Origin of the sequence: Paraburkholderia sediminicola, from assembly GCF_046027825.1 — a bacterium.
GTDB classification, from domain to species: Bacteria; Pseudomonadota; Gammaproteobacteria; order Burkholderiales; family Burkholderiaceae; genus Paraburkholderia; species Paraburkholderia sediminicola_D.
The window spans coordinates 36,817-56,105 of the sequence record NZ_JAQQDU010000059.1; the positions used below are offsets into that span (position 1 = coordinate 36,817).

Below are 19,289 nucleotides of genomic sequence, written 5' to 3' on the forward strand. Positions count from 1 at the left end.
GCCGATCAGTAAGTCACATGCACATCGAAGCGATCCAGCAACGCGGTCAATTCGCCGCGCGCATGCGCGATCTCCTCGGTGTTTTGTCGCTCGAGCAGCGACTGAAACCGCGCGATCTGCGCGGCCAGATATTGCCGTTGCTCGCCGAGCGTTTCTTCATACACGCGGTCTGCTCGCGTCAGCAGCGTGCGATTCTCCAACTGATCGCGCGGATGGATCTTCAAAGCGCTTAGTGCCGCAAGCCGTTCGCTGATTTCTTCCGGTGTTAGCACGCCGGGGTTTTCTTCGATCACCATCGCGCGTTTCACACCGCCAGGAAAGGCAGTCGCTTCCACTTCCAGCACGCCGTTAATGTCGTAGGTGAAGCGCACGTCCGCACCGGCCTGGCCTGCCGGCTTAACCGGCACGTCGAGCGTGAATTCGCCGAGCGGAACGTTATCAACGGTCAAACGCGCTTCTCCCTGGAACACCTTGATGCTCAAGATCTGCTGACGGTCGCTCACCGTGAAAATGCGCTGCATGCGGCTAACCGGAACGATCGTGTTGCGCTCGATGATCGGCAGAAAATGCCCCGGCACATACTGATGGACGCCAACCTGCATCGCGGTATCGATGCCGAGGCTATACGGCGCGACATCGGTCAGCACCATTTCGTCGAGACCCGCGTCGCGCGTGACGAGTCCTGCCTGCACGGCGGCGCCGAGCGCTACGACTTCGTCCGGGTTCAGATTGGCGGCGGGCAACCGGCCGAACATCTTCGAGACCAGCTTGCGCACCATCGGCATACGCGAGGCGCCGCCGACAAGGATGATTTCATCGAGCGCATCGACGGCGATCTTCGAATCGCGCAATGCTCGCTCGACCGGCTTGCGCAGCCGTTGCAGCAAGTGCTCGCAAGCCCGCTCCGCGGCGGTCGCATCGAGTTCGAGGCTGTGCTCGTGATCACCGACCGTGAGCTTGAGCGCGACGCTATCAGCACCGCTTTGCGTGAGCAGACGCTTCGCACGTTCGGCCTGCTGATGCAGACGTTGTGCGGCAATCGGGGTGAGCGATTCGACGCGAAGGCTATTGCGTTGGCAGAACAACTCGACAAGCGCTTCGGTGAAATCTTCGCCACCCAGAAAGTTGTCGCCCGTGCTGGCGCGGACTTCCATCACGCCTTCGAAGAAATCGAGCACGGAGACGTCGAACGTGCCGCCACCCAGATCGAAGATCAGGAACTTGCGTTCGCTGTCGCGCTGATGCACGCCGTACGCAAGCGAGGCCGCGGTCGGTTCGTTGACGAGGCGCAGCACATTGAGCCCGGCCAGTTCGCCGGCGATGCGCGTGGCTTTGCGTTGCGCGTCGCTGAAATAGGCCGGTACGGCGATCACGGCGTCGCGTACCGTGTCGCCGAGAAACGCCTCGGCATCGGCTTTCAGCGACTTGAGTACGAGCGAAGACAGTTCCTCCGGACGCATTGTCTGCACGCCGAGCGACACGTTGCGATTCGTGCCCATGTAGCGTTTGAAGTTGGCAGCGGTGCGTTCGGGATGCGTATGCAAGCGATCGCGGGCAGGGCGGCCGACGAGAATCGAGCCGTCGTCGTCGATCGAGACGCAGGACGGCGTCAGCACATCGCCCAGCGCGTTCGGGATGAGGGTCGCCTGGTTATTGCGCCAGACGGCCGCAAGACTATGCGTGGTTCCAAGATCGATGCCGATGATCGAAGGCATGTACAGTTTCCGATTCGTTTTGCGCCCCTCCGTGAGGAGATCGCCCAAGGTCGCGTGGGAGCCAGGTGTAGCTCCGTCCAATGGCGATAACGGCAGGCTGCGTGCAAACTTGAGCGCCGAGGGGGAACTGATGGGACCAGAATCGGTGCAGGGGACGCGATTCGCATGGCGGCTGGACAGGCAGCCGGGCATGCGAATGCGGCGCGTCGCGCGTGGCTGGCGGCGCGAAGAGGGGAGTCGAACGTCGGCTGTGCGGGCGTGTTATTCGAGGTTACAACGCCTTGCGGTACACCACGAAGCCGGAGTGCTCAGCGACCTTGTCGTACAGCTTCATCGCCGTGTGATTCGTCTCGTGCGTCTGCCAGTAGACCCGCTGGAGACCGTCAGCCTTGGCTCGCGCATACACCGCTTCGATCAGCGCACGGCCGACACCTTTGCCGCGCTCCGCCTCCAGCGTGTAGAGATCTTGCAGATAGCAGGTCGGCGCGATCATGGTGGTGTGACGGTGATACAGGAAGTGCACGAGACCGAGCAACTGGCCGTTGCGTTCGGCGACCATCGCGTGCATCGGCTCGTAGCTGTCGAAGAAACGCCCCCACGTGACCCTCGTGATCTCGCGCGGCAATGCCGTCTCGCCCGAGCGGCCGTAGAACGCGTTGTAGGCGTCCCACAGCGGCAGCCAGGCGTCGAAGTCGGCGGGCGTGACGGGACGGATTTGAATCGCTTCGGACATGGATGTGGCTCCTTGTGTAGTGATGGTTGTGACCGAGTGAATCGTTGCCGCTAAGGCTGCGTCGAACAGGCATAGACGGCTGAGCTGAACGCCTGTTCGCGGTCTTCTTCGGCGGCTGACGTTGCGGCACTTGCGCCGGTTGCGCTACCGCGCTGCGCCAGACTTGCGTTCACGCAGGCATCCAGGTTTGCGCGTGCGGTTGCCGCAGGCTCGAGCAGCCCGTAGGCATAAGCCGCGCAAGCCAGCGCCACGCACCACGTCACTGCAGCGCCATAGCCCGGGCGTGCTGGGGTGATGTCGCGTGCAGGCGTGTGGCTCATCGCATCGGCCTCTCTGGCAGTTTCAATGGTGGCGACTTCGGAACCGTCAGGATATGAAATTTGTGGCACCATTGTTAGCTCCACAATACGACCAGAATTTGGAGCCACCACTTTGGACTACGGCCTGTTGATGTCGAACGTCGAGCGCGCAATGGGTGAGCGCAAGCTCACGCAGCAGGACTTGCTCTACGAGAGTCTGCGCCGCGCGATCCTCGACGGCGATATCCGCAACGGCAGCCGGCTTCTCGCCACGCGAGCGCTCGCCGAACAATTGGGCATTGCGCGCAACTCGGTGCTCTACGCCTACGAACGGCTCACTGACGAGGGCTTCATCACGGCGAGCCGACATGGTTCCATCGTCAGCATGGTGAGCGGTTCTGGTACTTCGATCTCCGCCGCAAGCGGCGCCGAGCAGACGCCTGAAAACCGCCTGTCGCGCCGCGTTGCCGATCTGCCGCGCGAGCGCACCAACCCTGACGATCCCACGCCGTTTCGTCCCGGCGTGCCCGCGCTCGATGAATTTCCGCTCGCGCAATGGCGCGCCTCGATGGAGCGTGCATGGCGCTCAGTCGAATCGCATGAACTCGGTTACGGCAACAACGCCGGGGACCCCGCATTGCGCCGCTCGATTGCGGAATACGTGCGCGTGTCGCGCGGCGTGCGGTGTTCGGCGGAGCAGGTGTTCATTACCTCGGGCACGCAGGCGAGTCTCGATCTATGCGCGTGCATGCTGGCCGATCCCGGCGACAGCGTCTGGGTCGAGGACCCCGGCTATCACGGCGCGAAGGCTGCGTTTCAGGCCGCCGGTTTGCACCTGGTGCCGATTCCCGTCGATGCCGCTGGCATGGCGCCGACGCCCGATCACTGGGACCAGACGCCACCACGCCTGATGTACATCACGCCCTCGCATCAATATCCGCTCGGCAGCGTGTTGAGCCTGGAGCGGCGCTGGTCGATCATCGAGAACGCGGTGGCGCGCGGCGCCTGGATCATCGAAGACGACTACGACAGCGAACTGCGTCACAGCGGTCCGCCGTTGCCGTCGATCCAGGGCCTCGCGCCCGACACGCCGGTGATTTACCTCGGCACCTTCAGCAAGACAATGTTTCCGGCGCTGCGGATGGGCTTTATGGTCGTGCCGGCGCACCTTGTCGCCGACATCGACGAGGCGCTCAGCGAAATCGCCCGGCAAGGGCGCGTGGCTGAACAGATCGCGTTGGCGGATTTCATCGATAGTGGGAAATATGCGCGGCATCTGCGGCGAATGCGGCGTCTTTATCAGCAGCGCCGCGCCGCGTTGGTGAACGCGATCGAGCGGCATATGGGCGACCTGGTGACGGTCTCGTCCGACGGCGGCGGCATGCATCTGACGATGCGGCTCGATGCACCGCTGCGCGACCAGGACGTGAGCGCCGCGACGCGTGAGCACGGTCTGTATATCGCGGCGTTAAGTGCTTTCTGTCAGCCGCCTGCTAAAGACGCCGCGCACTACAACGGCTTCATGCTTGGCTATGCGGGTATCAGACCGCACGAAGCAGACGCGCTGGTGGCGCGGCTCGCCGCCGTGGTGCGTGGACTGGACCGCGAGCGTCTTATTGTTACGAAGAAAGAAAACTAGACCGTTTCCGCCCTGAGCCAACGCGCGAGCAGGGCGTCGTCATCGGTATCCAGCGCTTGCGCGACGCGGCGTCCGACTGCTGCGCCGAATTTATAGCCATGACCCGAGCATGCCGACACCACCAGCGTCTTGCCGATGCGCGTCGAAAAAAAGCGGCTGTCCTCAGTGAACGTGTAGGCGCAGGTTTTTACTTCGGTGACCGTATATTCGTCGATGCGGCTGAACGGCGGTGAAAACAGCCGGCGCAGTGTGTCACCTTCTTCAGCTGCGGCGACACGATTGGCATCAGGATCAGGCGCAAGAGATTTATGCACGCCGGCGCCGAATTTCAGGCCGACGCCGTCAAGCGGCGGCAGCGCGTAACCGCCGCTATCGCCGCCGATATCGACAATGGCGGGCGCATTCGACCATGCGTCCTCCAGATCCTTCGGCGGCGCCATATAGGCGACCGCGTTGCGATAAGTCATCAGGTTTTCGGCGAGCGAGGGGAACAGTTGCAGCGTCCACGCGCCGGCAGTGACCACGAGCCGGTCGGCGCGAATGATGGTGTCGTCCTCGATGCGCACAGAGGCCGAGTGCGCATCGACCGCGAGCACCTTGGCGTGAGTGCGAATCTCCGCGCCGCGCATCTTGAGCCACGCTTTCATGTCGTGTGCAATGCGTTCGCTAAACAGCGCGCCGCCATCGTGATCGAGGTAGGCGTAGCGAAACGTGGCGGGATCGAGAAACGGATAGCGCTCGGCCGCTTCGCGCGCGTCGAACTGTTCGTAGTCGAATTTCATCCGGTCGAGCCCGGTGCGGTATATCTCGGCGTCATCGCCTGCGCGCTGCGAAATGCCGAGCACGCCGCAGTTCGCATAGTGGGATACGCCCAGGTCATTCCACAGCAAATCCCAGCTATCGAACGCTTCGGTCATGGCGCGTGCGTAGCCGTCGGCATCGCCATATGCGCGACGGATCATGCGATTTCGGTCGCCCGAGGCGGCGAGTGGATTCGGAATCGAGCCCTGCTCGATCAGTGTGATGTCGTGTCCCAGCTTCGCGAGCGACCACGCTGTGCTCAAGCCGGCAATCCCCGCGCCTACGATTGTCACCCGCATGCCATCTTCCCCCGAGTCGATGTATCCGGGTCAGAGTCTAGCAGTGGGAAAAATAAATCGGTACGCGTTCTAGCGAATCGCCACGCAATCCAGCGGGGTCGATCCAGCGCGCTACCAAACAGGCGGTGGTCTCCGCGCGCCGCCGTATCAGTGTTTGTGGTGCTTCGACGTATGGCGCAGTTTATCGCGCACCTTCTTCGCGGCGAACAGCGGCACGTAGTCGAACACACGCGCTTCGTGCCGGTAGTCGGCCAGTGTGTCTGCATACATCTTTGAGACCGTTTCTGTGGGCGTGTCGGTCTCCTCTGCGATGCTTCTCACCAATTCGTCGACGTTAGGCTCGGGTTGGGACATGGATCTCTCCGGGGCAAGCGGGGTGGACAAGGGGATCGCCAGGCGGGGTTGCCCGGAACGGGCGCGCACGACAGGAGTTTCATTAGAGGATGCGATCCACCGCGATGCCAATTGAATCGATCTATCGTATGAACTGTCCCACAGAGATTTTTGTCTTGCGCTGCAGCAAGCGCCCGCACCACGCGGCGATACGAGAAATCAATGCGTATGTCGGTGATGAATATCCGGGAAATGCGCGTGCGCATGCGTGATCGGCGCATGGGAATGCGGATGGGTGTGGGGCTCGTCGCCGTCCCACGCGAAATCGTGCTCGTGCTGATGGTGCGCGTCGTGCCGGTGGCGATGCGTGTGGTCCAGCGGATGGTGCGTGTGGGGATGCTCGTGACGTTCGCGGATGTGCAGCCAGACGCCCAGCGTCATCAAGGCAGCGGCCACCCAGAACAGCGGCGGCGGCATCTCCGGCCACAGCAGCCACGACAAGGTCACACCAAATAGGGGCGCGACCGAGAAATAGGCGCCGGTACGCGCGGTGCCGAGATTGCGCAGCGCGACGACGAACAGCACGAGACTGACACCGTAGCCCGCGAACCCGGTCAGCATGGCGAGTGCGACAGTCGCGGCCTTGGGCCACGCGGCGCCAAGGGTGAGTGCGAGCGTCACGTTGACCGAACCGGCCACGAGACCTTTTATGCAGGCAATGAACATGGCGTCGTGAGTCGACACCTTGCGCGTGAGATTGTTGTCGACTGCCCAGCACGCGCAGGCGCCGGCCAGCAGCAGCGTGCCGGGCGGCAGGCCGGCCGCGCCGGGCTGCCACGACAATGCCACGCCGCCCGCGACGATCGCGGCCATACCCAGAAACACCTGAATGTCGACATTCTCGCGAAAGACGATCCACGCGATCAGCGCGGTGAATACGCCTTCGAGATTCAGCAGCAACGAACCCGTGGCGGCTGGCGTCGTTTTCAGACCCAGCATCAGCAGCGCCGGCCCCGCGACCCCGCCGGCCACGATCGCGCCGGCGAGCCACGGCACGTCGCGCAATGGAAAACGGTTGTGACTGACCGGTTGCCCGTCCGCATGACCTTTCAGGCGGCGCGCCAGAATGACGGCGGCAAGACCGGTGCCGCTGCCGAGGTAGAACAGTCCGGCCAGCAGAAATGGCGAGAGCGAACCCAGCAGCGCCTTGGCGAGCGGGGTGGTCGCGCCGAACAAGGCGGCGGCGAGCAGGGCAGTGAAAGCTGCGTTGAAGCGGGTAGGCATGAGCGGACAATTCGGTAGGGGCGGGCGTTGCCGACACGATACCGCTATCGGGCCACGAACGCCTAACGCTGCGGAACAGGCATTCGGACCGGAAATCCTGCCCACGTGCATCCATCTGGCCCCGTCGAACGTAATACGCTTATTGCCGCTACGTTCGAGGCCATCGCCATGCGCCGCGTTGTCTATGCCGCCGCTGCTGTTGCGACTGTTTTGCTGCTGTCCCTTACGGGGTGCTCCAACGACCCGCCCAATCTCAACCCGCGCGCTAACGAACCGCTTTCGACAGTCCCCGTCGACCTGCCCCGGTATATGGGGACGTGGTACATCATCGCGAACATCCCGTATTTCGCCGAGCGCGACATGGTGGGCAGCCGCGCGGAATGGAAATTGCGGCCGGACGGCAAGATCGACGATTCGTATTACGGCCGCAAGAAGGGCTTCGACTCGCCAGAAAAGCACTATCAGTTCCTCGACACGCCCGTGCCCGGCAAAGAAGGCGGTGAATGGAGCGTGCAACTGTTCTGGCCGGTTCACGTGACGCAACTGACGCTCTACGTCGACGCCGATTATCACTACACGATTCTGGGTTATCCAGGCAAAAACCTCGGCTGGATCTTTTCGCGTGACCCCGACATGAGCGACGACACCTACCAGTCGCTGCTCGCGCGGCTCGATGCGATGGGCTACGACACATCGCGCTTCAGGCGCGTGCCGCAGCATCGCGACCAGCTGGGTAAAGAAGGATTTGCTTCGCCGGGCGACAAGGATTAGCGGCGGCTGTGCCGGATGTGGGCCCACAGCATCCGAGCGTGTCCTTATCGCGTATAACCCGCATCGCTGTTGAACGAGGAACCCATGCCGCCACTTGCCGCTGCCTTGATCGCCCTGGCTGGGCTCGTCGTGATCTTCAGCGCCGTCTGGGCGTGGCAGTTGAAGACTGAGAACGCCGGCATGGTCGACCCGGTCTGGGCCTATTCGCTTGGCCTGGTCGCGGTGCTGTACGCCGTGCTCAGCAACGGCGCCCCGGTCTCGCGTGCACTGACTGCGCTGGGCGGTCTGTTTTGGGGCGCGCGGCTCGGCACGCATCTGTGGAAACGCAATTTCGGTCGGCCCGAGGACGCGCGCTATCGCCGCTTCCGTGAAGAATGGGGCGACAAGGCTGCTAGCAAGATGTTCTGGTTCTTCCAGGCGCAAGTCGTGGTCTCGATGCTGCTGTCGATCGCATTCCTGGTGCCGTCGTACCGGAGCAGTCCAGCGGCCATCGGCTGGATCGTGCTGGCGGTCGTGCTGTGGATCGTCTCAGTCATCGGCGAAAGCACTGCGGACCGGCAACTCAAGCGCTTCACGCAAGATCCGGCCAATCACAACACCGTGTGCCGCGTCGGCTTGTGGCGCTATTCGCGGCATCCGAATTACTTCTTCGAATGCGTCCATTGGCTTGCTTATCTCGCGTTGTCGATCGGTACGCCGTGGGCATGGTTCACGTTGTTGCCGCCGGTGCTGATGGCGTTTCTGTTGCTGAAGTTCTCCGGCATCCCGCTGCTCGAGGAAAGCATGGCTAAACGGCGTGCCGGCTATGCCGAGTACATGCGCACCACCAGCGCGTTGATTCCGTGGCCGCCACGGCATTGAGACGAGCCGGCCACGGCGCGTGCAAATGGTCAGAAGAGTCCAGCACAAACAATAGGGAGTCAGTCTCATGAGTCTTTCCACCACCGACCAAACGATGCCGCCACCGTCGCCCGCTGAGCCAGGCGAGGGCTGGCTGATCCAGTGTTGCGAACGCGGCTGGTTGCCCGACAGTCTGATCCGTTTCGGCATGCGTCAACTGATGCGCCAGCGTTTGCGCGACGAAGCGATCGACAACGGCGAGTTGCGCGCGCAACGGCTCAATCGTCTGCTGGACGACTTGCGCGCGAGTCCGATTGCCATCGAAACCCAGGCCGCCAACACGCAGCATTACGAGGTGCCGGCGTCGTTCTTTCATGCGCATCTCGGACCGCATCTGAAGTATTCGTGCTGTCTGTACCCGACCGGCACAGAGACGCTCGCGCAAGCCGAAGTCGCGATGCTCGAGCGCTATGCCGAACGCGCGGAACTGGCCGACGGTCAACGGATTCTCGATCTCGGTTGCGGGTGGGGCTCGTTGGCTTTGTGGCTGGCGGCGCGTTATCCGCGTGCGCAGATCGTCGCGCTATCGAACTCGCATGGGCAGCGCGCGTTCATCGAAGCGCGTGCGGCGGAGGGCGGCTTGCACAACCTCTCGGTGGTGACGGGCAATGTCGTCGATTTCGAATTCGACGAAGCACAGCTTGGCGGCGGCTTCGATCGCGTAGTGTCGATCGAGATGTTCGAGCATATGAAGAACTACGGGCTGCTGCTTGCGAAAATTGCACGCTGGATGCGCGACGAGGCGAAACTGTTCGTGCACATCTTCGTGCATCGCACGTTGGCGTATCACTTTCAGATGCATGACGGCAGCGACTGGATGTCGAAGTACTTTTTCACCGGTGGCACGATGCCGTCCGAGGCGCTCTTGCTGAACTTCCAGGACGATCTGCGGATGGAGCGCCAGTGGTGGGTGAGCGGCACGCATTACGAGCGTACGGCGAATCATTGGCTCGCCGTGCTTGATTCGGCGCGTGATCGCGTGCTGCCGATGCTCGTCGATACGTATGGCGCGCGCGATGCGGCAGTGTGGCTCCAGCGGTGGCGGATGTTCTATATGGCCGTGGCCGAGTTGTTCGGCTACGCGAACGGGAACGATTGGGGCGTGGGGCACTATCGGTTTGTGAAGCGGTGAACGATAGTCAAACCGCTTGCGCGGTCGCTGTCTGCATTCCTCGCGGCTCCACGCACCGCATTCAAACGGATTGGATTCATCCTATCAATCAGAACCCGTGGCTTAGGTTGCAAACAGTTCTTTGCTCTTGTTGACAATCTACAACCCCGATGTTTAACTGTCATAAATCGCCACGTTTTGCGTCATAACGCCTCATTATGTGGGATTCGAATCGGGTCTGCCCATGTAGTCCAATTGCCACGATAGTTGCCGAGGTGGGTGGACAACATGTACCAAGGTCTGTACTCCCGACGTCACGAGCCAGAAGTTTAAATATCGCAAATTTTATTGTGAAATAAATACCGTATACATAGGATTCCTATCCTCTCATTATTTGAAAAACCCGTTGACACAGAACGGGATGAATGAAGTAATTCCCAAATTTTGGTTCCGGAATGAAAGCATTGGTTGTTTGAGTATCGTTGTCATAGAATCGCCGTCAAACCGACGGGCTGACGGGTCGGCGGTCCGTATGCGGATGGGAGAAGGAGCGGATCATTGCTCATTTACGTTATGGTAAACCTTATTATGTGTATACCTTATTTGTTAGGTATGCGAATCGTTATAGCGTGGGCGACATTTTTAAGGTTCCGTATTTATTGAGGTGTCCCACTATTGAAGAATGGTTTCATTGAAAGTGGTCACCATTTCAATTAAATGGGTGCCATGCGGAATCGCAATTTGATTCTTGCACTGCAAAACCACAGCGGCATCACCGGAAAAAATACAAGCGAAGGCGGGGCTATCAAAACGACCTCGCGTATAAATAACAGAAGGAGACAATCGTGAAGCAAACTTTCTTATCCCCCGTTTGTTGCGCTTTGATTTCCGCGCTGCTTTTGGCAGGATGCGGCGGAGGCAACAGCAACCCAGGCAATGCTGCCGATTCCGGACAGAAACCCGGTTCCTCGACCACGTCGAGTTCAAACGGTTCGCCTACAGGATCATCGTCGAACTCAAATACTGGCGTCAGCGCAGGCACAGGTTCTTCGACGGGATCCACGACAGGCGCTAACTCGGGTTCCAACACCGGCTCTTCTACTGGTTCGTCTGGCGGTTCATCCACCACGCCGGTAGCCGACCTGCAATCCGTCATCCATCCTTCTGCTCTTTGGCAGGATGACGCTGGAAATCAGATCCAGGCACACGGCGGCGGTATGTTCCAGGCGGGAGGCACCTACTACTGGGTTGGTGAAGACAAAACCGGGGAAACAACGTCCGGAACGTTCCAGAACGTAAAATGCTATTCGTCGAAGAACCTGCAAAGCTGGCACTTCGAGGGCAACGCGCTTTCACCGCAACCGACGGGTGACATTGCCGCCAGTCAGGTTGTCGAAAGACCCAAAGTCATCTTCAATGACACCACAAAGCAGTACGTGATGTACATGCACGTGGACAATACATCGTACTCCTTCGCAAAAGTTGGTGTGGCAACCAGTACCACGCCGTGTGGACCGTACACGTACCAGGGCAGTTTCATGCCGCCCAACAGCAGTTCCAGTCGCGACCTGGGTCTGTTCAAGGACGACGATGGAACGGCATATCTGTTGAGCGAAGATCGTGGCATTGGCACACATATTTATAAGCTGACGAGCGACTATCTCAGCGTCGACAGTCTTGTCTACACGATAGGCGGCCCGAATCAGTGGATCGCGCTCGAAGCGCCCACAATGTTCAAGGCCAATGGCTACTATTTCGTGATTGGCTCAGGCCTGACCGGCTGGGGTCTGAACGACAACTTCTACATGGTGGCAAGCACGCCCGCGGGTCCGTGGACCGGTCCGACAACGCTGGCCCCTTCCGGGACGGATACCTTCTCCTCACAGTCGACTTACGTGCTGCCGATTACAGGAAGCGGCGGAACCACATACATGTACATGGGCGACCGGTGGAACGGAAATTATCTTCAGAACTCCTCTTACGTCTGGCTTCCTCTTCAGGTCAACGGCGGGATAGCCAACTTGCCGCAATGGGACAACGCATTCGGAATGGACCTCACAACCGGCTTGCTCCAACCTGCCGTGTCTACTTCGGACTATGACGTAACGTCTCCGGGTACCAGTCTGTCAGGCGGCGCCAGCTCTTACAGTTGCTCACTATGTTTCATGTCCCGCAGCGCAATTGGTTATGTCGGTGGGCCCGGAAATGGCACCGTAACATTTGGTGGAATTAGCGCTCAAAGTCCCATCACCACGATTGCGTACATTAGTTACATCAACAACGATGCCAACCCCAGGTACGCTACTGTGACGACGAACGGAGGCACCGGAGTCGTGGTTACCTTCCCGCCGACCGGAACGTATGGTGGCACTGTCCCCGTAGCTGTGAACCTCGTGGCCGGCGCAAATAGCATCTCGATCTCAAGCGCAACGGTCTCAGGTCAGAGCACGCCTTATGGCCCGGACATCGAAGAACTATTCTTCGACAACTAGGCGTGACCTGATTGCCCGCCGCACCCCTGGACGCGGGGGTGACGGCGAACGATCTTGCCTGCACCGGAGGTGGATGCGACTCGGCGCTCACTCCGAGGGTTTCGTATCGACACCTGTCCTAAGACCCCGTAGGTGTGGCTCGACGAGAGCGAGCCAGGTTGGCATACCGCGCTGGCCGCTCGGCCTCTTGATCGTCCGGGGCGCGGAGAAGGTTTCGCGTCTGATGGGCAGCACAAAAGCGGAATATCGCGATGTTCGCTTGACTGACTCGGAGCAGGCTTCATGGATCATTTCAGGCTAGATGTATCGAAGAAGGCCCTCGGAAACTGGATGCCTTCAATTTCAGGCTATTCCGGACCCTCCTATCTGGCACTGGCGAGCGCTATTGAGGACGCGATTAAAGCTGGGCTCGTGCGACCGGGCGAAAAATTGCCCTCTCAGCGACTGATGGCCGACTTCCTTGGTTTGCATGTCAATACGGTCAATCGTGGGTTGCGCGAACTCGCTTGGCGCGGCCACACACGTGGAAATACCCGTTCAGGCACCGTAGTGCTCTCGTGTGCCTCCTTTGTAAAAGAGGGCTAACCCGTACGACCTATCGCTGAAACGCTATCGGCATTGATCCCAGTGTCTGCTGGGGAATCGCCGGGCTCAGTTCGGTGAAGCCACGAGCCGTGTTTCAACTGATGAACTCGCCGCGTAAGCGGCGGAAAAAATAAAAGTTTGCGAACGACATTTCAAATAGATGGTGCTCAGGTACGTCATTTTGAAAGTGTGGTTCGCAGTCCAAAATACATAGCACCTATTCAGGTGATCAATTGGCAAGTGCAATTGGGAGATTTCCATGAAGTGTTCTGGTCTTTTGTTGTTGGCGACATGTGGGGCGATCCTGATGAGTGCGTGCGGCGGGAGCGACAACTCGGAACCGGGGAGCACCGCGACAAGCGGCACCGGCAGTGGAGGTGCGACGACCGGCACATCCACTGGCACCGGAACCAGTCTGCCAAGTCTGCCTTCAGGAACGCCGCCACAACTCGTCGCGCACAAGATCGGCTGGGACCATTACACGCTTAAGGTCGACGGAAAAACGACGCCGATCTGGTCTGGTGAGTTTCATCCCTTCCGGTTGCCGAGCCCAAGTCTGTGGCTCGACATTCTTCAGAAACTGAAAGCGAACGGCTTCAACGCCGTCTCCATATACTTCGACTGGGGTTATAGCTCCGCGAAAGCCGGAACCTACGATTTCACCGGAATCCGTGACATGGATACGCTGCTTGATATGGCGGCGCAAGCGGGCCTTTACGTCATCGCGCGTCCCGGCCCGTACATCAATGCGGAGACTGACGCTGGCGGCTTTCCCGGCTGGTTACTCACGCAAAGCGGCAAAGCTCGCACTAGCGCGCCGGATTACCTGGCGGCCGCGAGAGACTGGATGAGCCAGATCAACTCGATCATCGCTCGACACCAGTTGTCCACGGGCCAGGGCACCGTCATCCTGTATCAGATCGAGAATGAAATGCAGGACACGTCGCAGATCCCCTACATGCAAGATCTTCATGATTGGGCACGATCAGATGGGATTTCCGTACCGATATTTCATAATGATCCCGGCCCGAATGGCAATTTCGTTCCGGCGAACTCCCCGATTCCAGGCGTCGTAACGGGTCCTGTCGACCTGTACGCATTTGACAACTATCCGCAGACAAGCTGCACCGGCAACCCGGGCGCGGGATGGTATGGCCTGTTTAGTGGTGGAGGCGCGAAAGGCGGCGCCACAGCTTCACCTTATACGCCAGGATTCATGGCGGAAATGGAAGGTGGCTGGTTTGACAACTGGGGCTCCTCCGGAATTTATCCGTGTATGGCGCAAACCGGTGCCGGCTCAAACTTCGAGCGGCTTTTTTACGGTACAAACATTGCGAACCGGATCGCGATACAGAACATTTACATGTCGTTTGGTGGTACGAATTGGGGCTGGCTGCCGTCCACCGGGCTATATACGTCGTATGACTATGGTGCAGCGATAGACGAAGGCCGCCAGCTACGGCCCAAAATGGCTACGCTCAAGGCGCTGGGCAATTTTGTCCAAAGTGTGCCCGCGATCATGCACGTGGACGCCGGAACCGCCATTACCCCATCGTCGCAGGCGATTCAGATTCTGCACGGGGTGGACAACACCTCCGGCACCAATCTTTACACGATCCTGCACTCTCCCTCAAATGCAACGTCAAACGACACCTTTACTTTCCCTGTCGTTACATCCGACGGTGGCTTTACAGTACCGCAGCAAGGGACATTGAGACTTAACGGCGCAGACTCCAAGCTGCTGCTCGCGAACTACTCGTTTGGTCAGCATCATCTCGTCTACACGACGTCGGACTTCGACACGCAACTGTCGACTGCGTCGGGCGACGTGGTCCTGTTATATGGCCGGCAGGCAGAAGACGGCGAGACCGTACTGCGCTTCTCCTCGCAACCTACCGTAACGGTGATCGCAAGCCCGTCTGGCAATGTTGGCCAGGCGTGGGATCCATCCACAGGGCAGTTAAGGTTGAACTATCAACACAACGAACTGACGAGGATCCTGATATCCGGCGGTGGTGCCGCCACGCCACTGATGTTGCTTATTGCTGACGACAACACCGCGGCGACCTTCTGGCGGCAAGATACAAGCGCCGGCCCCGTACTCGCAAGCGGTCCCTCGCTGCTCCGCACCGCGGCGGTCAGCGGGACGACGCTCCAGATGACTGGGGACACGGAATCGACTGGCTCGCTAGAAGTCTGGGCGCCGCCGGCAATCAAGCAACTTGCGTGGAACGGTACGGCTATCGCGAGCAAATCAACCACTTCGGGAAGCCTCCTCGCGCAAAATGCGTTGTCCGGGCCTGACGCGGTATCGCTCCCTGATCTCACGACTCAATCGTGGCGATATATGCAGGAATCGCCCGAGGCACAGCCCGCGTTCGATGACTCAAAATGGGTCGGCGCTACACTGACATCGACCAATAGCACGACCCCGCCGCCCTCGGGACAGCCGGTGCTCACCGCTGACGACTATGGCTTTCATCACGGTGACGTGTGGTATCGCGGGCAATATAATTCGTCTTCGGCCGTGTCGGCGATCACGTTGAATTACTGTGGGTCGCAAGCCGGCATGGCCCAGGTCTGGGTGGATGGCAACTATCTCGGACAGAATGTTCTTGGCAGTTCAACCTGTGGCACGTTTGCCGCGCCGGTGACGCTAGCGCCAGGGGCGCATGTCATAGCGACAATGATTCGAAATAACGGGCACAACGAAGACTGGTACGCGAATGACGGACAAAAGGAGGGAAGAGGGCTCGTTTCGGCTTCTCTCTCTGGTTCCGGCAGCACAAGCATCGCGTGGAAGATACAAGGAAATATCGGTGGCGAAACTCTTTGGGATGTTGCTCGCGGCCCGATGAACAACGGAGGGCTATGGGGCGAACGCAACGGCTGGTATCTCCCTGGTTTTCCGGCAACGGGCTGGTTGACCGCCACATTGCCGGCGGGACAGGCGTACGCGGGCACTTCATGGTTCAGGACGACGTTCCCGTTGTCGATCCCAGCCGGCGATGACGTTTCGGTCGGTATTCAGATCGGCGGCGCCGACGGCACTATCACTGGCGGCAACTATCGCGCCTTGATCTTTGTAAATGGCTGGAACTTGGGTCAGTACATTGCGAATGTCGGGCCCCAGCATACCTTTGTCGTCCCGAATGGCATCCTCAATCCCAACGGGCAAAACACGATCGCTATTGCAGTGACCAGCAACGGCAACCCGGCCGACGGGCTCGAGAGCATTCGACTCGTCAATCTGGGCACTGTTCGTGGAGGCGTGCCGGTTCAATTCAATGATTCTCCCGATTATTCGGCTTGGGCTGCGGCCAACCCATAACAATGGATCGTGGGGACTTCCAGTAAGCGCCGAGACCCCTGCCGGGGTCCGGCCTTGATTGTTCCCACCGTGAAGCGCCGGGGCGTCACGCACATTGAACGCTCCGGATTCTGTGGAGGCTCGCTAGCTTGAGTGAAGCCGCGGAAGTCTGCCCGATGAGTCGCCAAGACGCTATCTGATATCAGGTGAAAGGACGCATTCATGATGCTTCACTACTTTGCATATGTAAGTAATTAGCAATCCAAATGAACGTTAGAGCGAAGATTCTTATCGATAGGTGCCGGCATGCTGGCGGACCCGTCCAGAACAGATAGGTAGTACAGGAGACATCAATGGAAAATAAACCGAGTGCAAAACGCCGTTCCCTGATCAAGCTTGGTGGGTTATCGCCGCTTCTGCCGTATATATACGGGTGCGGGGGCAGCAGCGATTCCTCGAACCCGGGTAGCCCCCCGTCAGCAACAACGGGAACCAATCCCGCGGCCGGCGCCGTTTCTGCACCCACTGCCAGTTCCAGTCCCGCTGCCAGTCAGGAGCCCGCGACAGCAAGTCTGATTGCCGATGCCGACGCGCTACAAATGAAGTACGCCTACGGCGCGGGGCAGTCTCCCGATGCAATTGGCGCCAATACGTCGGCATCGACGTACATGCTGTATGAGGGGCTACCCATTGGCAACGGTCGTCTTGGGGCGCTCGTTAGCGGCGCTCCTGCCCAGGAACTACTCTATCTAAACGACATCACCCTCTGGTCCGGGCAATCCGACATAATGGATTACGCTTACACGGCAAGCGGGATGGGTTCCTATCAAACGCTAGGCACATTGACGATCAGTTTGCCTACGCACACTAACGCGACCCAGTACGAGCGATTGCTCGATATCAGTAATGGTCTTGTCAGAACAACCTATACCGCTAACCAGGCAAACTACCAGAGGACAATTTTCAGCAGCTTTCCGAATGACGTCATCGTGATTCGGCTAACCAGCAGTTCACCCAATTCTTATACAGGATCGATTGCGCTTGCAGACGGTGGGAGAGGCGCGGCAACATTCTTGGATGGGAATACCCAGATGTTGTCGTTTTCGGGAACCTTGCCGAACGGGGAACTCTATTCCGCCTGCGCGCAGATATTGCCTGACGACGGCGAATTGGCCGTAAACGGCAACCAGATTGTCTTCCTCAATTGCAGCGGCATTACCATTCTGATAGCTGCCAGCACTAACTATGATGGCATTGGTGCAAATCACTACCTGGGCGGTGGAGCGCCATTGGACACCGCCCATGGACAGATCGCGGCGGCCGAAGGCAGCAGCTTTGCAACATTGCTCGCTAACCATCTCGCAGACTATCAGCCGTTGTTCGGAAGATTCAACGTGGATTTTGGGCCGTCAACTTCTGCTCAAAATGCGATGACGATTCCTGATCGCCTGCAGGCGCGTGCTGCTCCGAACAGTCCGCCTGATCCGTGGCTGGAATCGTTATATGTGCAGTTCGGGCGCTATCTGAGCATCGCATCGTCGCGTACGTCCTTGCCGATGAATCTGCAGGGACTGTGGAACACGACGAACGATCCAGCGTGGTTCTCGGACTATCACACCGATATCAACGTCCAGATGGCCTACTGGCTTGCGGACCGGGGTGGGCTGCCGGAATGTTTCGAGCCGTTCCTGAACTTCATTCTCAGTCAGTACAAAGACTGGGAAGCCTTGACGCAGAGTAGTTTCAATAGTTCGAGCAACCCATTCGCAAATTCGAGTAAAAAGATTGCGGGCTGGACGGTGGGCATCTCGGCAAATGTCTACGGATCACAGGGCTGGCAATGGCACCCTGCGGGAAATGCGTGGCTTTGCAGAAATCTGTGGGATCACTACGAATACACGGTAGACAACAGTTATCTTTCGACGATATATCCAGTCCTGAAATCTGCCTGCCAATTCTGGGAGGCCCGTCTGGTCTCCGTCCAGACGGGTACGAATCCCGATGGATCTCCGTTGATGCAACTCGTCGACGACTTTGATTGGTCGCCCGAGCATGGAAATTATTTGCAGGGCATTACCTATGCGCAGGAGCTTGTCTGGGATCTCTTTACTAACTATGTCAAGGCTGCGTCTATTCTTGGAACCGATTCAAGTTACGTTGCGACCATCACGTCGTTGCTATCGAATCTTTATCTTCCACAATTGAATCCTCAGAACGGCAACCTGCTGGAGGAATGGATGCAAGCGTCATACGACGCGCAAACGGAGCAATCCGATCCCACTCATCGTCATCTTTCGCCATTAATCGGACTCTTCCCGGGGGAGCGTCTTTCGATCAACAGCGACCCAACGTTTATGAGTGGCGTCAAGGCGTTGCTGACAGCCAGAGGCACCGCCAGTTTCGGGTGGGGGATGGCCTGGAGAGTAGCGTGTTGGGCTCAATTGCAGCAACCGTCGATAGCGTATTCGATGGTTCCGATGCTGCTCAATCCGGTGACCTTTTCCAATCCAGGAAACGGCAGTTTTGCAAACATGCTCGACGCCTACGACGATGGGCCGGAAGTGTTCCAGATCGACGCGAATATGGGAGGACCCGCTGCAGTGTGCGAAATGCTGCTGCAAAGCAGACTCTCATCAATCACGTTGTTGCCGGCGCTTCCGTCACAGTGGGGAAGCGGGCGGGTGACGGGTTTGCGGGCCAAGGGAGGGTTCTCCGTCGATCTGGCATGGACCAATTCGGCACCGACTTCCGTGACGCTGACGAGCGTAGGGGGAACTTCGACGACGCTGTTCTACATGGGGAGAAGCAAACTCGTCAAGGTGCCCCTGAACGGCTCGATTACCTTGAGCGCGGGCCAATTTCCGTGACCTAGGAGTGTGCGCGGCAGAAATCTGATGTCATCCGGCCGGGCGGGGTAAACGTTGTTAGAAGAGGCCAACAAGCTATCTCCCATACGAGCCGCAGCAGCAGATGTTGCTGCCCCACGCGCTGCAAGACTGGCTGCCTGAAGGGCACCG

At 59.1% G+C, this 19,289-nt stretch carries 14 protein-coding genes; 8 read left to right on the plus strand and 6 right to left on the minus strand.

Annotation, left to right across the window (positions count from 1 at the left end; translation table 11 throughout):
* Nucleotides 1-5: 5 nt before the first annotated feature.
* From PQQ96_RS27570 to PQQ96_RS27580, 3 genes are all read right to left on the minus strand, one after another.
* On the minus strand, nucleotides 6-1,715 hold the full coding sequence (locus PQQ96_RS27570; RefSeq protein ID WP_408298522.1) for a molecular chaperone HscC: 1,710 nt from the start codon (nucleotides 1,713-1,715) through the stop codon (nucleotides 6-8).
* A gap of 271 nt (nucleotides 1,716-1,986) precedes the next feature.
* Nucleotides 1,987-2,448, minus strand: coding sequence for a GNAT family N-acetyltransferase (locus PQQ96_RS27575; protein WP_408298524.1), 462 nt, complete (start codon nucleotides 2,446-2,448; stop codon nucleotides 1,987-1,989).
* A 50-nt stretch (nucleotides 2,449-2,498) separates the two neighbouring features.
* Complete coding sequence (locus tag PQQ96_RS27580) at nucleotides 2,499-2,840, minus strand: hypothetical protein (protein ID WP_408298526.1); 342 nt, start codon at nucleotides 2,838-2,840, stop codon at nucleotides 2,499-2,501.
* A gap of 40 nt (nucleotides 2,841-2,880) precedes the next feature.
* Here PQQ96_RS27580 and pdxR point away from each other — a divergent pair, with 40 nt between their 5' ends.
* Complete coding sequence (gene pdxR, locus PQQ96_RS27585) at nucleotides 2,881-4,386, plus strand: MocR-like pyridoxine biosynthesis transcription factor PdxR (RefSeq protein ID WP_408298528.1); 1,506 nt, start codon at nucleotides 2,881-2,883, stop codon at nucleotides 4,384-4,386.
* On the opposite strand, the gene PQQ96_RS27590 is transcribed toward pdxR, so the two are convergent.
* The 3 genes from PQQ96_RS27590 to PQQ96_RS27600 all read right to left on the minus strand — a co-directional run bounded on the left by PQQ96_RS27590 (nucleotide 4,383) and on the right by PQQ96_RS27600 (nucleotide 7,103).
* Complete coding sequence (locus PQQ96_RS27590; RefSeq protein WP_408298529.1) at nucleotides 4,383-5,486, minus strand: NAD(P)/FAD-dependent oxidoreductase; 1,104 nt, start codon at nucleotides 5,484-5,486, stop codon at nucleotides 4,383-4,385. The two genes, pdxR and PQQ96_RS27590, sit on opposite strands and share 4 nt — an antisense overlap.
* Before the next feature lie 147 nt (nucleotides 5,487-5,633).
* On the minus strand, nucleotides 5,634-5,840 hold the full coding sequence (locus PQQ96_RS27595) for a DUF3562 domain-containing protein (RefSeq protein ID WP_408298530.1): 207 nt from the start codon (nucleotides 5,838-5,840) through the stop codon (nucleotides 5,634-5,636).
* Nucleotides 5,841-6,038: 198 nt separating this feature from the next.
* Nucleotides 6,039-7,103 (minus strand): DMT family transporter, encoded by a 1,065-nt coding sequence (locus PQQ96_RS27600; protein WP_408298532.1) that lies wholly within the window; start codon nucleotides 7,101-7,103, stop codon nucleotides 6,039-6,041.
* A 168-nt stretch (nucleotides 7,104-7,271) separates the two neighbouring features.
* Between PQQ96_RS27600 and PQQ96_RS27605 the strand changes: the two genes are divergently transcribed.
* From PQQ96_RS27605 to PQQ96_RS27635, 7 genes are all read left to right on the plus strand, one after another.
* Nucleotides 7,272-7,874 (plus strand): lipocalin family protein, encoded by a 603-nt coding sequence (locus PQQ96_RS27605; protein WP_408298543.1) that lies wholly within the window; start codon nucleotides 7,272-7,274, stop codon nucleotides 7,872-7,874.
* An 84-nt stretch (nucleotides 7,875-7,958) separates the two neighbouring features.
* The gene (locus PQQ96_RS27610) at nucleotides 7,959-8,735 is read left to right on the plus strand and encodes a DUF1295 domain-containing protein (protein WP_408298534.1); all 777 of its coding nucleotides are present in this window, start codon (nucleotides 7,959-7,961) and stop codon (nucleotides 8,733-8,735) included.
* Between the two features lie 67 nt (nucleotides 8,736-8,802).
* Nucleotides 8,803-9,906 (plus strand): SAM-dependent methyltransferase, encoded by a 1,104-nt coding sequence (locus PQQ96_RS27615; protein ID WP_408298535.1) that lies wholly within the window; start codon nucleotides 8,803-8,805, stop codon nucleotides 9,904-9,906.
* Nucleotides 9,907-10,730: 824 nt separating this feature from the next.
* On the plus strand, nucleotides 10,731-12,377 hold the full coding sequence (locus tag PQQ96_RS27620; RefSeq protein WP_408298537.1) for a glycoside hydrolase family 43 protein: 1,647 nt from the start codon (nucleotides 10,731-10,733) through the stop codon (nucleotides 12,375-12,377).
* Nucleotides 12,378-12,659: 282 nt separating this feature from the next.
* Nucleotides 12,660-12,962, plus strand: a complete 303-nt coding sequence (locus tag PQQ96_RS27625; RefSeq protein WP_408298538.1) for a GntR family transcriptional regulator — start codon at nucleotides 12,660-12,662, stop codon at nucleotides 12,960-12,962.
* Between the two features lie 259 nt (nucleotides 12,963-13,221).
* Nucleotides 13,222-16,293 (plus strand): glycoside hydrolase family 35 protein, encoded by a 3,072-nt coding sequence (locus PQQ96_RS27630; RefSeq protein WP_408298540.1) that lies wholly within the window; start codon nucleotides 13,222-13,224, stop codon nucleotides 16,291-16,293.
* 332 nt (nucleotides 16,294-16,625) lie between these two features.
* Entirely contained in the window at nucleotides 16,626-19,139 is a 2,514-nt protein-coding gene (locus PQQ96_RS27635) for a glycoside hydrolase family 95 protein (RefSeq protein ID WP_408298541.1), read from the plus strand.
* The last annotated feature ends 150 nt before the right edge of the window (nucleotides 19,140-19,289 follow it).

Bases quoted from the DNA above. Each gene is read 5' to 3' on its own strand.
- PQQ96_RS27570 (WP_408298522.1), bottom strand. From the start codon at position 1,715: ATGCCTTCGATCATCGGCATCGATCTTGGAACCACGCATAGTCTTGCG.
- PQQ96_RS27575 (WP_408298524.1), bottom strand. From the start codon at position 2,448: ATGTCCGAAGCGATTCAAATCCGTCCCGTCACGCCCGCCGACTTCGAC.
- PQQ96_RS27580 (WP_408298526.1), bottom strand. From the start codon at position 2,840: ATGGTGCCACAAATTTCATATCCTGACGGTTCCGAAGTCGCCACCATT.
- PQQ96_RS27590 (WP_408298529.1), bottom strand. From the start codon at position 5,486: ATGCGGGTGACAATCGTAGGCGCGGGGATTGCCGGCTTGAGCACAGCG.
- PQQ96_RS27595 (WP_408298530.1), bottom strand. From the start codon at position 5,840: ATGTCCCAACCCGAGCCTAACGTCGACGAATTGGTGAGAAGCATCGCA.
- PQQ96_RS27600 (WP_408298532.1), bottom strand. From the start codon at position 7,103: ATGCCTACCCGCTTCAACGCAGCTTTCACTGCCCTGCTCGCCGCCGCC.
- PQQ96_RS27605 (WP_408298543.1), top strand. From the start codon at position 7,272: ATGCGCCGCGTTGTCTATGCCGCCGCTGCTGTTGCGACTGTTTTGCTG.
- PQQ96_RS27610 (WP_408298534.1), top strand. From the start codon at position 7,959: ATGCCGCCACTTGCCGCTGCCTTGATCGCCCTGGCTGGGCTCGTCGTG.
- PQQ96_RS27615 (WP_408298535.1), top strand. From the start codon at position 8,803: ATGAGTCTTTCCACCACCGACCAAACGATGCCGCCACCGTCGCCCGCT.
- PQQ96_RS27625 (WP_408298538.1), top strand. From the start codon at position 12,660: ATGGATCATTTCAGGCTAGATGTATCGAAGAAGGCCCTCGGAAACTGG.
- PQQ96_RS27630 (WP_408298540.1), top strand. From the start codon at position 13,222: ATGAAGTGTTCTGGTCTTTTGTTGTTGGCGACATGTGGGGCGATCCTG.
- PQQ96_RS27635 (WP_408298541.1), top strand. From the start codon at position 16,626: ATGGAAAATAAACCGAGTGCAAAACGCCGTTCCCTGATCAAGCTTGGT.